This window comes from Microbacterium stercoris, from assembly GCF_017592545.1.
In the GTDB taxonomy this organism is placed as follows: Bacteria; Actinomycetota; Actinomycetes; order Actinomycetales; family Microbacteriaceae; genus Microbacterium; species Microbacterium stercoris.
Window position 1 is genome coordinate 463,530 of the sequence record NZ_JAGFOA010000003.1, and the last position, 14,933, is coordinate 478,462.

The window sequence follows — 14,933 nt, forward strand, 5'->3', positions numbered from 1 at the left end:
GCGGTGCACATTCGCGGGATCAGTGGCGTCGAGTGCCGACGCGCGTGCGACAGGCGATGACGTCCCATCCGAGACGAGAATCCGATCGCCAGCGGAAGAATGCCGACTCAGATCGGGAGATCTGCAGCAGAACCAGCGCGATCATCCCAGTTGTCCGACGATGTGCGACCGAGGAACAGCAGAGAGCCGTGGTTGCGCCAAAGCTCCCTCGTTGTGGTCCGATCCTGACAACCGTGGCGGGTTCATGAGCGACGGTATCGCTCGCGCCTACACAGCTTTCGGTCCCGCTCGTGGGGCGCCACCCGCAGCGGGATTTTGCTCCTGAGGCGGTCGTTATGATCACGAGGTGAGCAACATCTACACCTACTTCGCCGCGACGACCGACGCGGAAGCAGCTCGATTCGTCGAGACGGGTGGCGGGCCCGGTGCTGGTCAGTATCCGGTCGTCGCCGGTGTCGACCCCACCCGTTCAGGGGGCGACGCTGTTGTCGCTCGTAGACGGACGCGAGTACGACGAGATCGTCGCTGATCCGGCGTGGTCACGCCTCGTCAGCTCGCCGGAGAGTCAGGAGGCATGGGTCGTTTCCATGCCAGCTTCGTTCACTAGCGCGATCGCTGACGCCTCGGAGGGCGAGCTCCGGTCAATTGCCGAGCCATGGTCGAAGACGGAGGAATTCTGGGGTGCCGCAAGTGCCGACGACCTGATGCCGATGCTGCTTGGGCTGCGGGAGTTGGCCCTCAGTGTTCGCGACACTGGCGCCCAGCTTTACTGCTGGATCTCGCTGTAGCGACGCGCTCGACAGGGCTGTCCACGAGCTAGCACGCCGTTGCCCCCGAGGCGGATGCGTGGACCGGTTCTTCGGGCGGCACGAACCACTCCCGCGACACACACGAACGGGCGCCGACCCCCGCAGGAATCGGCGCCCGTCCAACGTGCGAGTGGCTACTGCTGCACGGCGAGGGCGAAGCGGACACCCTCGTCGGTGACCTGTGCGTCGAGCACCTTGTCGTCGAGTTCGTCGGCCGCGTCCTGCTCGAGGAAGACGCGTGCATCGCCGGTTTCGACGACGGCGTCACCCGGGGTGGGTGACGGGGCGAGCGTCAGCGCGTAGCCATCCGGCGACGAGCTGGTGCCCTGGATGCGAAGACCCGCGGTCTGGGCGTCGGGGGTCTGGGACACGATCGTGCGAACCGCGTCGGCGGCGTTCTCGGTGAGCGTGAGCATCTTGCTCTCCTTTCCCTCGGGGCCAGCCACGCTTCCGAGAATCGACGGCGATCGCAAGGCCTGAGCCGGATGCCCAGCGGATGCACACGGAAATCCATGCAGATGCAATGGAAACGCCCTTCCGGATATCCGGAAGGGCGTTTCGCGTAATCTGCTGCAGTGATCAGTGAGCGGCTTCGTATGCCTCGATAACGGTCGCGGGAACGCGTCCGCGGGCCGAAACGGTGTAGCCGTTCTGCTTCGCCCACTCACGAACGGGGCCGTAATCGGTCTGCCCCGTGCGGCGGCGTCCGCGGGCCGACGATGACGAAGAAGAGGAAGCCCCCGACGTCATACGGCGCGCGGCATCGATGTACTTGGTGAAGCTGTCGCGCAGAGCCTGCGCGTTCTCCGCGGTGAGGTCGATTTCGTAGCTCTTTCCGTCGAGGGAGAAGAGAACGGTCTCGCCCTCGCCGGGCTCGAGGACGGTGCCGTCGAGGTCATCGACGAGCTGGTGAACGATCTTTCGGGCCATGAGGGGATGATAACCCGAAAAGGCGTCCAATTGCAGGACAGAAGTCCCCGTTTCGCAGAATCAGGGATAACCGGCATTGCTCGGGATGTGTGCTACGGGAGCAGGCCCCATTTGCGGGCCTGCGCCACGGCGGCATGGCGGGTCGAGGCGTCGAGTTTCGACATGGCCGAGCTCAGATAGGCCTTGACCGTCGCCTCGCGTAGGCCCAGAAGCTCGCCGATTCGCGCATTGGTCTCGCCCAGAGCCGCGCGTGCGAGCACATCGATTTCTCGCGGCGAGAGGCGCACCTGCGGAATGGGCTCGGTGCGCGCCGCTTCCGCGATTCCGGAGATCGCGGCGATACGCCGTTCCACTTCGGCCAGTCGGGCCCGGATCGCCGCGTCGTCGATCACGTTGGCGATCGAGCGCAGTTCGGCGTAGCTCTCTCGAAGCTCCTCGCGCTGCACGGCCGAGAGCGTGTCGGGTGCGGCCGGCGCGCTTGTGTCGGCGAGCTCCCGGCGCATCTCGTCGCGGCGCGCGAGCGCGCGCGCGAGCTCGTCGGCCACCTGCACGGCCGGCGTCGCGGCGACGCCCCCGATACCCCAGTGGCCCCACGCACCGCCGTAGAGCACCCCGCGCGCCTTTCCGTCGACGATGACCGGCGCTGCGAGAAGCGTGCCGATGCCCTCGCCGAGGATGTAGACGTCGTAGTCGTGCGTGATCTGACGCGCCGTGCGGTAGTCGCCCGTCATGCGGGGGCGCAGCTCGACCATCGCCCGCCCGCCCAGCCCTCGCTCGGCGCGCACGCTGAGCCCGCTGAGGGAGTCGGTGTGCGTGCCGTGGAACGCGGTCATCCGCGCCACACCGTTCTCGATGAGTCCACCGAATGCCACCGGGAATCGCGTGCGGCGTGCGAGTTCGCGGGTCGCATCGGCGACGAGCCGACGTTCGTCGGCGCGGTCTTCTCCTGGGCTCGGAAGCGCCTGTTGGGGACTCAACAGGGGTACCTACTTTCGGGGGTGACGGCCTCGTCGCCGTCCTTCGTAGCGTACGACGGTACCACCGGGTGTGTGCCCTGCGCACAGGTGGTCACACCACGGCGTGATGAGGCGCCGCGGTTCATGACATGTGGCAAGGAGGCCTCGTGACAGACACGCCTGCCGGTGCTCCCGCGAAGGGGAGCATCGATTACATCGCGGAGGAGAACTCGCCGCGATTCCGTGAACTCAAGCGCACGCACCGTTCGTTCGTCTTTCCACTCTCGGCGTTCTTCCTGATCTGGTACTTCGTCTACGTCCTGCTCGCGGGATGGGCGAAGGACTTCATGGCGACGCCGGTGTTCGGCGACATCAACGTCGGCCTGCTGATCGGCCTCGGACAGTTCGTCACCACGCTGATCATCACGCTCTGGTACGTGCGATTCGCGAACGCCAAACTCGACCCGAAGTCCGCAGCGATCCGTGAGGATCTCGAGAAGCAGGAGGCGGGCGAATGAACGTCTTCGCCGCGGCCGCTCCGGCCACATCCCAGAACGATCCCGTTCTCAACATCACGATCTTCGGCGTCTTCGTCGCGGTGACGATCTTCATCGTCATTCGCGCGTCGCGGAACAACAAGACGGCCGCCGACTTCTACGCCGGCGGGCGCTCGTTCTCCGGCACGCAGAATGGCTTCGCCATCGCCGGCGATTACCTCTCGGCCGCCTCGTTCCTCGGAATCTGCGGCGCCATCGCGGTCTACGGCTACGACGGCTTCCTCTATTCGATCGGATTCCTCGTGGCCTGGCTGGTCGCGCTGCTGCTCGTCGCCGAGCTCATGCGCAACACGGGCAAGTTCACGATGGCCGATGTGCTGTCCTTCCGCCTGAAGCAGCGTCCCGTGCGCATGGCGGCGGCGATCTCGACCCTGGTCGTGTGCTTCTTCTATCTGCTGGCGCAGATGGCGGGCGCCGGTGGTCTTGTCGCCCTGCTGCTCGGCGTCACGGACCAGGTCGGCACTGCGGCCGTGGTCACCGTCGTCGGTGTGCTGATGGTCGGCTACGTGCTGATCGGCGGCATGAAGGGCACCACCTGGGTGCAGATCATCAAGGCGTTCCTGCTCATCGGCGGCGCGGTGATCATGACCATCTGGGTGCTCGCGATCCAGGGCTTCGATCTGTTCAACGCGGCCGTCGAGGCCTCGCAGACGCAGACCTACCCCGAGGCGCAGGCGGCCCTGGGCGAGGCGATCAAGAACGGCGAGTCGGTGCTCGGCCCGGGTCTGCAGTACAAGAACCCGCTCGACTTCCTCTCGCTGGGTCTTGCGCTGGTGCTCGGCACCGCGGGTCTGCCGCACGTGCTGATGCGCTTCTACACGGTCCCCACCGCCAAGGAGGCCCGCAAGTCGGTGGTGTGGGCGATCATGCTCATCGGCGGGTTCTACCTGCTCACCCTGGTGCTCGGCTTCGGCGCCGCGTCGCTCGTCGGCGCCGGCACGATCCTCTCGTCGCCCGGCGGCGTGAACTCGGCAGCCCCGCTGCTGGCGCAGGCGCTCGGCGGTCCGGTGCTGATGGGCATCATCTCGGCGGTGGCCTTCGCGACGATCCTCGCGGTGGTCGCGGGCCTCACGATCACCGCCGCCGCCTCCTTCTCGCACGACATCTACAACGGCGTGGTCAAGCGCGGGGCCGCCACCGAGAAGCAGGAGCGCAAGGTCGCCAACATCACGATCCTCGTGATCGGCGCACTCGCCATCATCGGCGGCATCGCCGTGATGGGGCAGAACGTGGCGTTCCTCGTGGCGCTGGCCTTCGCCATCGCGGCATCCGCGAACCTGCCCACGATCCTGTACTCGCTCTTCTGGCGCGGCTTCACCACCCGCGGCGCCGTGTGGAGCATGTACGGCGGCCTGATCGCCGCGATCGTGCTGATCGTGCTGTCGCCCGTCTTCTTCGGCGGGCCGACCAGCGTGCTGAAGACCGGCGAGGGCACGGCGATCTTCCCGCTGAGCAACCCGGGCATCATCTCGATCCCGATCGGCTTCCTGCTCGGCTGGATCGGATCGATCACCTCCAAGAAGGGCTCGGAGGATCCGAAGAAGGCCGCCGAGATGGAGGTGCGCTCGCTCACGGGCTACGGCGCCGAGAAGGCGGTGAACCACTGAGGTGATGAGCGCGGTGCTCATCTCTCACGGATGAGACCCGAGCCGAGCGCCGGTCGGGGGCGGCCTACACGCCTCCCGGCCGGCGCTCGCACGTTCCGCCGCGGTCGCGCCGCGACGGGTTCAAGACCAGACGCCGCTGGTGCCGCGTCGGTGGCTCCCGACGAGATGGGTGTCGACGATGCCGACGGCCTCCATCAGCGCGAACATCGTGGTCGGCCCGACGAACCGGAAACCGCGCCGCTTCAGCTCCTTCGAGAGCGCGACCGACTCGGGTGAGCTCGTGGGAATGTCGGCGTGCGTGCGCGGGGCCAGCGGCTGCGCGGGGCGGAAGCTCCACACGAGCTCGGCCAGGCCTCCGCCCTCGCCGACCGTGCCGCGCAGCGCCACGGTGGCTCGGGCGTTGCCGATCGCGGCGAGGATCTTCGCGCGGTTGCGCACGATGCCCGCGTCGGCCATCAGCCGCTCGACGTCACTGTCGTCGAACGCTGCGACGAGATCCGGATCGAAGCCGGCGAAGGCCGCGCGGAATGCGGGCCGCTTGCGCAGGATGGTCGCCCACGAGAGCCCGGACTGGAACCCCTCCAGGCACAGTCGCTCGAAAAGCCCCTGCTCGTCGCGGATCGGCATGCCCCACTCGGTGTCGTAGTAGGCCCGCAGCAGCGGATCCTTCGACGCCCAGAGCGGGCGCCCGAGTCCGTCGTCGCCGACGACGAGGTCGGGGGAGGGGGACAGAGTGGGAATGTCGGTCAAAAGTCGTCTCCGTTCGGCGAGCGGCGGGGCGGTATCGAGAGCGATGGCGAGACACCGTTCTCGAGATCGATGAGGAAGCGCTTGTTCTCGGGCCGGCCGCCGTACTCGCCGAGGGATCCGTCCGAGCGGATGACCCGGTGCACGGGCACCACGATCGAGAAGGGCGTGGTGCGGCAGGCGGTGCCGACAGCGCGATGCGCCCGGGGGCGGCCCGCGCGCTCGGCGATCTCGCCGTACGCGGCGGTCTCGCCGTAGGGGATGCGCCGGATCTCCTGCAGGGCGTCGCGCGCGAAGCCCTGCGTCAGCCCCCAGTCGATCTCGACATCGAATGCCTCGCGCGAGCCCGCGAAGTACTCATCGAGCTGGGTGAACAGCGCCGCCCCCGAGCCGGGCTGGTGATCGGGCACGACGCCGTGCTCCTGCGCGAGCATCTCGAGCACCCAGCGGTCGGTGTCGTCGGCGACGTGCAGGGCGAGCAGCCCGGTGTCGGAGAACACGGCGGTCACGAGCCCGATCGGGGTCGTGCCGAGGTCATAGCGGAGGGTCACGTCCCCATCCTGTCGCGTGCTTCCGACACGCCGCCCGGCGATTCGGGATGGGGGACGGATCGGATCCGGATCGGCCGTTGTGGACGACAGGGCCGTCATTACCACGCACCGGGACGACGCGCGGCCCAATACCGCGAAACTCCGCGCCGCCCGCGCGGCATATGCGGGTGCCGCGCCTACCCTGACAGACGTGTGGCGAGCAGAAGGCAGCGCCGCGGTGGATCGCATCGTGGCCGATGACACGGCGACCATCGTGACCCCGACCGACCTCGGCATGGCCGAGCGCGGTGTGTTCGTCGCGCACGTCGCGGATCCCGAACGAGAGCGGCGACGCGCCGTCGCAGCCGATCTCGGAGGCCCGTCTCCGCTGCTGCACTTCCCGTTCGAGACCGCGCGCCCGGCCGACGGATCGCGTCCCGTCGGCACGGAGGCCGCGGAAGCGGGCATCGACATCACGAAGGCCCACCCCGGGAGCCTTCCCCAGTTCATCACCGGCAAGTCGACGCTGCTGTCGAACCTCTTCCGCGACGAGGTCGCGCTGCGCACCGCGCGTCTGGCCGCCGAGCGCATCACCGCCAAGCACCTCGAGCTGCGCACCGTGCGCGGCATCGACGCCGTCCGCCTGGGCGTCGGGATGGCCGTGTGGCGCGTCGGCGACGAGGAGTTCGCCGCCCCGGTGCTGCTGCGGCCGCTCGCGATCCGGCGTCACCACAGCGACTTCGAGCTCAAGCTCCACGGCCAGTTCAGCGTGAACGCCGAGCTGGTGCGCGCCGCGCGCGACCACTTCGGCATCGAGCTCGACGGTGCGGCCCTCGCCGCGCTCGCCTACGGGGAGGGCGTCTTCAAGCCGCAGCCGGTGATCGACCACCTGCGCGCCGCCCTCGCCCACGTCGACACCTTCTCGGTGCGTCCTCGCCTGATCGTCTCCACCTTCGCCGACGTGGGCGGCGCCATGGCGCGCGACCTCGAGAAGCTGGATCACCCGATCCTGAACGCCCTGGCCGGGCACCCCGAGGATCTCGCCGAGCTGCGCGGGCGGGTCAAGCCGGCCGTCGTGACGAACCCGGATGAGCGCGCGCCCGCGGCCGACATGCTGCTGCTCGACGCGGACGCCGAGCAGGAGGCCGTGCTGGCCCGGATCGCCGCGGGCGAGTCGCTCGTTGTGCACACCCTGCCCGGCACGGGCGGCACCCAGACCGTCATCAACGCCCTCGGATCCCTCGTGCGCGGCGGCAAGCGCGTGCTCGTCGTGAGCGCCCGCCGCTCCACGCTCGACGGGGTACGCCACCGTCTCGCGGGCATCGGGCTCGATGGCCTGGCGGTGTCCCCCTCCGACCTGCGCCGCGATCTGATCCGTGCGATCGGGCGGAACGAGAAGGCGGAGCAGCCCAAGGTCGCCGAGGTCGACGACGCGCTCGTGCGTCTGCGGACGGTGCTGCGCGACTACCGTCGCGCGCTCACCCGCACCCACGACCGTCTCGGCGTCTCCGTGCTCGATGCCACGCGCGCCCTCACCAAGCTCGCCTCGCTGCCCGAGCCGCCGTCGACGGCCGCGCGCCTCGGCATCCGCGCCCTCGAGGCCCTCGCGGGCGACCGCGCCGCCGCGGGGAAGACGCTGGCGCTCGCCGCCCGCCTCGGCGAGTTCAAGGTCGGCCCGGACGACTCGCCCTGGTACGGCGTCACCTTCTCGACCACGGACGACGCGCGTCGCGCCCACGAGCAGGCCGGCAAGCTGCACCTGAAGAGCGTGCCCGCGCTGCTCGAGAAGGGCTACGAGCTCATCGCGCAGACGCGTATGCGCCCCTTCACGACGATCGACGAGCTCGGCGAATTCCTGCGCCTGCTGCACGGCATCCGCGACTCGCTCGACCGGTTCGCCCCCTCGGTGTTCGAGCGGCCGCTCGCCGACATCATCCGCGCCCACGGACCGCGTCGCGACGCGGGTATGACGAGCGCGGATCGCCGCCGCCTGAAGAAGCTCGCCAAGGAGTACCTGCGCCCGGGCGTGCACCTCGCCGATATGCACGAGGCCCTCGTGCGCATCCAGCACCAGCGCGCCCAGTGGCAGAAGCTCGTCGACGTGGGCACCATCCCCGACATCCCGCTCGGTCTCGCCGACGTGCAGGTGGAGTGGCAGCGCGTCGAGGCGGAGCTGTCCGACCTGGATCGCGCGCTCGGCCGCGGCTCCCGCCTCGCCGCCCTGCCGGTGCAGCGTCTTGTGCGCACGCTCGCTGGCCTGGCTGCCGAATCCGAGGTCTTCGACAACATCGTCGAGCGCGCCGAACTCCGCTCGGAGCTCGCGCGTCTGGGACTGGAGCCGCTGCTCACCGAGCTGTCCGTCCGCCACGTCGACGAGGCGCGCGTGGGCGAGGAGCTCGAGTTCGCGTGGTGGCAGTCGGTGCTGGAGCACCTCCTGCAGAACGATCGCTCGCTGCTCGGCGCGAACACGTCGGTGGTCGATCGCCTCGAGCGCGATTTCCGTCTCGTCGACGAGGCGCACGCCGCCGCATCCGGCCCGCTGCTCGCCTGGCAGCTCGCCGCGCAGTGGCGGATCGGCATCGTCGACGAGCCCAGCGAGTCGGCCGCGCTCCGTCGCGCCCTCACGCAGGGGCAGATCACGGCCGAGGGCCTGTACGCCGCTGCGCCGACGCTCGGTCGTGTGATCGCGCCGGTGTGGATCGCCTCGCCCTACGAGGTTCCCGCCATCCCGGATGACCCCGGCTTCGACGTCGTGATCCTCGCCGACGCGGGCGCGATCTCGACGACCGAGGCGGCCCCCGCCATCCGGCGTGCGCGTCAGGTGGTCGCCTTCGGCGACCCGGTCACCCAGCGTCCCACGCCGTTCGTCGTGGCCGCCGTGGGAGATCCGCTCCCGGGCGCCGCCGTCGAGACCGAGTCCCTGTTCGAGAGCCTCGCCGAGGTGCTGCCGGTCACCACCCTGACCCGCAGCTACCGCGCGGGCGGCGAGGACCTGGCCGAACTCGTCAACGATGCCTTCTACGGCGGCGAGATCGTCTCCCTGCCGTGGGCCGGCTCCTACCTCGGCCGCGGCAGCCTCTCGGTCGACTACGTCGAGGGCGGCAACGGCACCCCGGATCCGATCACCGGATCCGTCGAGAGCCCGGATGCCGAGGTGGCTCGCGTTGTGACCCTCGTGGTCGAGCACGCGGTCAACCGCCCGTCCGAGTCGCTGATGGTCGTCACCGCCAGCCGCCGGCATGCCGAGCGTGTGCGCGCCGCGGTGATGGCGGCCTTCGCCGGGCGCGCGGATGTCGCCGACTTCGTGTCGCGTGAGACCACCGAGCCGCTTGCGGTGCTGACGCTCGAGGAGGCCACGGCCGAGAGCCGCGACCGCGTGATCTTCTCGCTGGGCTACGGCCTCACCAAGCACGGCCGTGTCCTCAGCGACTTCGGCGACCTGTCGACGCCCGACGGCGACCGGCTGCTCACCGCGGGTATGACCCGCGCACGCCGCTCGATGATCATCGTCTCCTCGATCCGCCCGTCGGCGTTCGACGACGGCCGTCTCGAGCACGGTGCGGCGACGCTGATGGGCATCCTGGGGGCGATCGCGGCACGCGGCCGCGATGCGCGTCTCGAGGATCTCGCCGACCCGCTGACTCTGGCCCTCGCGCGCGAGCTGCGCCGCCTGGGCGTCGCGGTCGACGTGGACTACCGCGGCCTGCTGCCGCTGGTCGCCCAGCACGACGGCAAGGCCGTGGTGGTCGAGTCCGACCCGGAGTCGCGCGGCGAGTCGCTGCGCGAGTCGCTGCGTCTGCGTCCGCACGTGCTGCGCCGTCTCGGCTGGCACTACGTGCGGGTGCACGCCTTCGATCTGTACAGCGACCCCGCCGCGGTCGCGGGTCGCATCGCCGCGGTGCTCGGCATCTCTCCCGAGGCGAAGCGCGCGGACGGCGACACCGAGCCGCTGAAGCTGTGACCCGCGAGCCGAATGAGCCGGATGAGCCGCGCGCGAAGGATGAGCCGCGTCAGAAGGTCGTGCGCGTGCGCGGCTCCCGTCGCGCGCAGCTGACGGCGGTCGAGGGCACGCTGACCGACTCCGAGGCCGAGGCCACGCTGCGCGGCCCCCGTCCGCAGGCGACGCCGAAGGACCGCGGCCCCAACGACGAGCGCCTGCGCACTGACGTCCCGCCGCATTACTGATCCGCTGCGTGCCCCCGGGTACGCAAGACGCCCCGGACCTCATCGTGAGGTCCGGGGCGTCTGACGGCGTCGCTCGCTCGGCAACGCCTCGAGCGGCTTCGCGTGTGGGGCGTTCTTACAGCCCGCGCTGCGCGGCGAGGAGGTCGCGGATCTCCGCGAGCAGCTCCTCCTGGGTCGGGGCCGCCGGCTCGTCCTCGGCCACGCCGAGCTTGGCCGCACGGCGCTCGGCCAGCTTGTTCATCGGCAGGACGAGCGCGAAGTACACGACCGCGGCGACGGCGAGGAAGTTGATGATCGCCGAGATGATCGCGCCGATGCCGAAGTTCACCTTCGCGAAGAGACCCGGGAACGTGAGCACCCAGCTGCTGAGATCGCCGGTGGGCACGAACGCGCCGAGCAGCGGATTGACGATGTGGTCGACGGTCGCCGTGACGATCGCACCGAACGCGGCGCCGATGATCACCGCGACGGCGAGATCGATCACGTTGCCGCGGCTGATGAAGGCCTTGAATCCCTGAAGCATGCGCTTCCCCCTCCTGCCGGCCGTGCGGCCGGGTCAGTTCCCTATGAGGCGCCTGGGACCAGGCGCTCCGGGGAAGATCATGCAGGAGCGTCTCAGGCGGCGCCAGCACCCACGCCGGAGGAATCCGACGAGCTGCGCGAGTCGGTGCGGTAGAACCCGGAGCCGTTGAACGTCACGCCGCCCACCCCGAACTGCTTGCGCAGGTCGCCGCCGCACTCGGGGCAGACCGTGAGCGCGTCATCGGCGAAGGACTGGACGATGTCGAACGCGTGTCCGCACGACTTGCAGGCATAGGAGTACTTGGGCATACGACCTCTTCGGGGTGTCAGGGGCGGATCGGCAGCTCGACCGTGCGGGTCGGGGTCACAACGCCGTTGACCGGCTGGTCGTGCACGTCGCGCGGCACGCTGGCGACCAGTTCCGAATCATAGATCACGGCGTAGACGGGGGGCCTGCGATCCATCGAGCCGAGCGTCTTGTCGAAGAACCCGCGGCCCCATCCCATCCGCATGCCGGTGACGTCGACGGCGGCAGCCGGCACGAGCATCAGATCGACGTCGTTGACCGCGATGGGCCCCAGCAGCTCGCCCACGGCCTCGGGCACGCCGAGAGGTGTCTGGATCTCGTCGCCCTCGGCCTGCGCCACGGTCCAGTCGAGGAGGCCGTCCTCGCGCATCACCGGCAGCAGAACCCGGATCCCGCGCCGGATCGCGTCGGCGATGAACGCCCTCGTGCCCGGTTCGGTGGGAGAGGAGAGGAAGCACGAGACGCTCCGCACGCCGTGCTGCTCGAGCAGCGCGGCGAGCTGGACGCGGATCCCGTCCGCTGCCGAGTCCCGCTGCGTCTCGGAGATCAGCTGACGGCGTTCGCGCAGTTCGGCGCGAAGCGCTCGCTTGGCGTTGTCGAGGGCGTCTCTCATGGGGCGAGTCTAGGCGGCGGTAGGGGGTGATCCCGCGGGATGTCAAGCTTCCCCGGCTCGAAAGGAGGTTCCACTAGCATCGGAGAATGCATCCCCCGCAGATCAAGGCAGTCATCCCCGCCGCCGGCCTGGGAACGCGTTTCCTCCCGGCGACCAAGGCGACACCGAAGGAGATGCTCCCGGTCGTCGACAAGCCCGCGATCCAGTACGTCGTCGAGGAGGCGGTCGCCGCCGGCATCCGCGACGTCCTGATGATCATCGGACGCAACAAGAACGCGCTGGCGAACCACTTCGACGCGGTTCCCGAGCTCGAGACCAAGCTGCTCGACAAGGGCGACGCCGCTCGTCTCGAGCGCGTGCAGGCCTCCACCGACCTCGCCGACATCCACTTCGTCCGCCAGGGCGAGCCCAAGGGCCTGGGGCACGCGGTGCTGCGCGCCAAGTCCCACGTGGGTGACGCGCCGTTCGCGGTCATGCTCGGCGACGACCTCATCGACGAGCGCGACGAGCTGCTCACCACGATGATCACGGAGCAGGCCAAGCGCGGCGGCATGGTGATCGCCCTCATGGAGGTCGACCCCGACAGCATCTCGATGTACGGCTGCGCCGACGTGGAGCCCACCGACACCGATGGCGTCGTCAGGGTGAAGGGGCTCGTCGAGAAGCCCGCGAAGGAGGACGCTCCGTCCAACCTCGCCGTCATCGGACGATACGTGCTGTCGCCGGAGATCTTCCCGATCCTCGAGCGCACCGAGCCGGGCAAGGGCGGCGAGATCCAGCTCACCGACGCTCTGCAGGTGTTCGCCGCCGACTCCGAGGGCCCCGGCGTGTTCGGCGTCGTGTTCCGCGGCCGTCGCTACGACACGGGAGATAGGGTCGACTACATCAAGGCGATCATGCGTCTCGCGGCGGATCGCGACGACCTCGGTCCCGAGCTCCGCCCGTGGTTCAAGGAGTTCGCCGCCGGGCTGTGAACCCCCTCACTTCCTAAGGAGCCGGATGGACGGTCTCGCCCCGCGTCAGCACGGGCCGATCTCCATCCGGCTCGTTCGTCCCCGGGATGCTCGCGTGCTGCAGAGCGAGCTCATGTCTAACCGGTCGTGGCTGCGGCCGTGGGAGGCCACGAGCCCGAGCGGCTCGGGTCCGCTCGACATGCGCGGCAGCATCCGGCGCCTCCTGCAGCAGTATCGCGACGGCCAGGGCATCCCCTTCGTGATGGAGTACGAGGGCGAGGTCGCCGGGCAGCTGAACGTCTGGGGTGTCGCCCGAGGCTCGCTGTCCTCCGCCACGATCGGCTACTGGGTGAGCGAGCGCTTCGCCGGCAAGGGCATCACGCCCACCGCGGTGGCGCTGGCCACCGACGTCTGCTTCTCCGAGCTCCAGCTGCACCGCATGGAGATCTGCATCCGTCCCGAGAACGCCGCCAGCCTGCGCGTGGTGCAGAAGCTCGGCTTCCGCTACGAGGGGCTGCGGCGGCGGTACATCCACATCGACGGCGACTGGCGCGATCACTACGCCTTCGCCCTGGTGCGCGAGGACGTCCCGGACGGCGTGCTGCAGCGATGGCTGTCGGGCCTCGCGCCCGCGCATGCCGCGGACGTGCCCCCGGCCGACCGCGTCGCGACATAGCCCGGCATCTGTGACACGCCCACAGGATCCGACGGTCTTCTTGGCGGTTCCCGCTAGCGTGATCCCCATGGATGGGCAGATGCTCGGGGGAGGGGTCATCGTCGCGGTCGCGGCGGTGCTCTGGCTCGTGTATCTGCTGCCGTCGTGGCAGAGCCGCGCGCAGTACAACGCCGCGGAGCGCAACGCCGTGCGCCTGAACCAGGCTCTTCGCGTGCTCGCCGAGACGAGCGAGACGCCCGAGGAGGTCCGCGTCGAGCTCACCGCTCGCGAGGCGGCCGCAAAGCAGAAGCTCGCGCGCCGCCTCCAGGCGGAGCAGACCCGCCTCGCGCTCGAGGAGAACCGACTGCAGGCGGATCAGGATCTGGTCGCGATCGAGCAGAAGCGCGCGGAGCTCATCGCGCAGCGCCTGGCGCCCGAGGTGCGCCAGGCGAAGGCGCGTCGCCGCGTGCGCCTCTTCGCCACCGTGCTCACGCTGGCCGGCCTCGCCACCGCGGGTCTGGGCGTGTGGGCGTTCATCGTGGGCTTCGGCCCGCTCTGGATGGCCGTGGGTGCGGGGGCCGCGTTCGCCGGCTCGCTCCTCCTTCAGCGCATGGCGGTGGTGGCGGCCCGCTCGGCTCGTCGCGCCGCCGCCCCCGTGCACGCCGCGCAGCCCGTTCGCGCACGCGTCGCAGGCCCCCTTCTCGACGAGGCGGATCGCGGTTGGGTGCCGCGATCGCTTCCGGCGCCCCTCACCACGACGGCCGGAACGCGCGCGCAGAGCGCTCGCGCCGAGGTCGAGGCGCGCGAGGCGCTGCAGCGCGCGGCTGAGCAGGAGGCGCTGCGCGCTCGTGCCGAGCAGCTGCGCCCGGCACCGGTGGCGATCGCCAGCGCTCGTCCCGAGCCTGCCGCCGCCTCGCCGTTCGCCCGGATGGGCTACGTCGACGATGCCGAGATCGAGGCGCACGTGCGCGATCTGCTCGCGCGCCGCGCCACCGCCTGACCTCGCGGGGGCGCCGGCACACGACGCGCCCGGGAGGTGGCCCGAGTGCGGGAGTGTCCGAGCGGTCTGGTAACGTAGTCCGAGTTCACGGGCCCATGGCGCAGTTGGTAGCGCGTCTCGTTCGCAATGAGAAGGTCGGGGGTTCGAATCCCCCTGGGTCCACCGAGAACAGAAGCCCCACACCGCGAGGTGTGGGGCTTCTTCGTTTCCCCGGCCGTCCGAGGCGGAAGCCCGCCACGCTGTGCCGTCGCGCACCCAGGCTGCGGCGACACGCCCGGGTGCGGTGGGGTTTGCCGGGTGCCCCGGATCGGCGTAATGTAATCCCTTGTCGCCGCCAAGCGGTGAGGTTGAGCCGGAAGGTTCCCACCCCAGGACAGCGACAACAACACAAACCAACTCAGCTTCCATCCAGGTTCTGGATGATTAGCTAGGCAGGTTGCCCCGGAGGGCTGCGGCGGGAGTCGCAGGGCTGGGAGCATCCGATCCTTGAGAACTCAACAGCGTGCACTTGTCAAATGCCAAATAACCTCGTCGGCCGATTTTTGATCGGTTCGGCAAGATT

16 protein-coding genes and 1 tRNA gene are annotated in these 14,933 nt (G+C 69.7%); 9 read left to right on the top strand and 8 right to left on the bottom strand.

What is annotated here, in order from left to right:
* Positions 1-425 precede the first annotated feature (425 nt).
* On the top strand, positions 426-788 hold the full coding sequence (locus tag J5V96_RS10075) for a hypothetical protein (protein ID WP_208503344.1): 363 nt from the start codon (positions 426-428) through the stop codon (positions 786-788).
* 155 nt (positions 789-943) lie between these two features.
* On the opposite strand, the gene J5V96_RS10080 is transcribed toward J5V96_RS10075, so the two are convergent.
* The 3 genes from J5V96_RS10080 to J5V96_RS10090 form a co-directional block, all read right to left on the bottom strand.
* Positions 944-1,225: a Fe-S cluster assembly protein HesB gene (locus J5V96_RS10080; protein WP_208503347.1), complete on the bottom strand. Its 282-nt coding sequence runs from the start codon at positions 1,223-1,225 to the stop codon at positions 944-946.
* Positions 1,226-1,388: 163 nt separating this feature from the next.
* Positions 1,389-1,739, bottom strand: a complete 351-nt coding sequence (locus J5V96_RS10085; protein WP_208503349.1) for a histone-like nucleoid-structuring protein Lsr2 — start codon at positions 1,737-1,739, stop codon at positions 1,389-1,391.
* Positions 1,740-1,831: 92 nt separating this feature from the next.
* The gene (locus tag J5V96_RS10090) at positions 1,832-2,611 is read right to left on the bottom strand and encodes a helix-turn-helix transcriptional regulator (RefSeq protein WP_307793582.1); all 780 of its coding nucleotides are present in this window, start codon (positions 2,609-2,611) and stop codon (positions 1,832-1,834) included.
* 251 nt (positions 2,612-2,862) lie between these two features.
* Between J5V96_RS10090 and J5V96_RS10095 the strand changes: the two genes are divergently transcribed.
* Together J5V96_RS10095 and J5V96_RS10100 are read left to right on the top strand one after the other, a co-directional pair.
* Complete coding sequence (locus tag J5V96_RS10095; RefSeq protein ID WP_307793583.1) at positions 2,863-3,213, top strand: DUF485 domain-containing protein; 351 nt, start codon at positions 2,863-2,865, stop codon at positions 3,211-3,213.
* Positions 3,210-4,859 carry a monocarboxylic acid transporter gene (locus J5V96_RS10100; protein WP_208503354.1) on the top strand — a complete coding sequence of 550 codons (1,650 nt, stop codon included), beginning with the start codon at positions 3,210-3,212 and terminating at the stop codon, positions 4,857-4,859. Before J5V96_RS10095 ends, J5V96_RS10100 begins: the two co-directional genes overlap by 4 nt.
* Before the next feature lie 120 nt (positions 4,860-4,979).
* Here J5V96_RS10100 and J5V96_RS10105 read toward each other — a convergent pair whose 3' ends face one another.
* Positions 4,980-5,609, bottom strand: coding sequence for a DNA-3-methyladenine glycosylase I (locus tag J5V96_RS10105; RefSeq protein WP_268927550.1), 630 nt, complete (start codon positions 5,607-5,609; stop codon positions 4,980-4,982).
* A complete protein-coding gene (locus tag J5V96_RS17045; RefSeq protein ID WP_307793584.1) occupies positions 5,606-6,157 on the bottom strand; it encodes a methylated-DNA--[protein]-cysteine S-methyltransferase in 552 nt (183 codons plus the stop codon). The genes J5V96_RS10105 and J5V96_RS17045 overlap by 4 nt, the downstream gene beginning before the upstream one ends.
* A 274-nt stretch (positions 6,158-6,431) precedes the next feature.
* Here J5V96_RS17045 and J5V96_RS10115 point away from each other — a divergent pair, with 274 nt between their 5' ends.
* The gene (locus J5V96_RS10115; RefSeq protein ID WP_208503443.1) at positions 6,432-10,097 is read left to right on the top strand and encodes an AAA family ATPase; all 3,666 of its coding nucleotides are present in this window, start codon (positions 6,432-6,434) and stop codon (positions 10,095-10,097) included.
* Positions 10,094-10,321: a hypothetical protein gene (locus J5V96_RS10120; RefSeq protein WP_208503358.1), complete on the top strand. Its 228-nt coding sequence runs from the start codon at positions 10,094-10,096 to the stop codon at positions 10,319-10,321. The genes J5V96_RS10115 and J5V96_RS10120 overlap by 4 nt, the downstream gene beginning before the upstream one ends.
* 115 nt (positions 10,322-10,436) lie before the next feature.
* On the opposite strand, the gene mscL is transcribed toward J5V96_RS10120, so the two are convergent.
* The 3 genes from mscL to J5V96_RS10135 all read right to left on the bottom strand — a co-directional run bounded on the left by mscL (position 10,437) and on the right by J5V96_RS10135 (position 11,763).
* Positions 10,437-10,844, bottom strand: a complete 408-nt coding sequence (gene mscL / locus J5V96_RS10125) for a large conductance mechanosensitive channel protein MscL (RefSeq protein ID WP_208503359.1) — start codon at positions 10,842-10,844, stop codon at positions 10,437-10,439.
* Positions 10,845-10,936: 92 nt separating this feature from the next.
* The gene (locus J5V96_RS10130; RefSeq protein WP_208503363.1) at positions 10,937-11,152 is read right to left on the bottom strand and encodes an FmdB family zinc ribbon protein; all 216 of its coding nucleotides are present in this window, start codon (positions 11,150-11,152) and stop codon (positions 10,937-10,939) included.
* 17 nt (positions 11,153-11,169) lie between these two features.
* On the bottom strand, positions 11,170-11,763 hold the full coding sequence (locus J5V96_RS10135) for a 5-formyltetrahydrofolate cyclo-ligase (protein WP_208503365.1): 594 nt from the start codon (positions 11,761-11,763) through the stop codon (positions 11,170-11,172).
* An 86-nt stretch (positions 11,764-11,849) separates the two neighbouring features.
* Here J5V96_RS10135 and galU point away from each other — a divergent pair, with 86 nt between their 5' ends.
* The 4 genes from galU to J5V96_RS10155 all read left to right on the top strand — a co-directional run bounded on the left by galU (position 11,850) and on the right by J5V96_RS10155 (position 14,533).
* Positions 11,850-12,737 (top strand): UTP--glucose-1-phosphate uridylyltransferase GalU, encoded by an 888-nt coding sequence (gene galU, locus J5V96_RS10140; protein ID WP_208503367.1) that lies wholly within the window; start codon positions 11,850-11,852, stop codon positions 12,735-12,737.
* Between the two features lie 25 nt (positions 12,738-12,762).
* Positions 12,763-13,392, top strand: a complete 630-nt coding sequence (locus tag J5V96_RS10145) for a GNAT family N-acetyltransferase (RefSeq protein WP_208503370.1) — start codon at positions 12,763-12,765, stop codon at positions 13,390-13,392.
* A gap of 67 nt (positions 13,393-13,459) precedes the next feature.
* Positions 13,460-14,371, top strand: coding sequence for a hypothetical protein (locus J5V96_RS10150; RefSeq protein WP_208503372.1), 912 nt, complete (start codon positions 13,460-13,462; stop codon positions 14,369-14,371).
* 89 nt (positions 14,372-14,460) lie between these two features.
* Positions 14,461-14,533: transfer RNA gene (locus J5V96_RS10155), tRNA-Ala, on the top strand.
* Positions 14,534-14,933 lie beyond the last annotated feature (400 nt).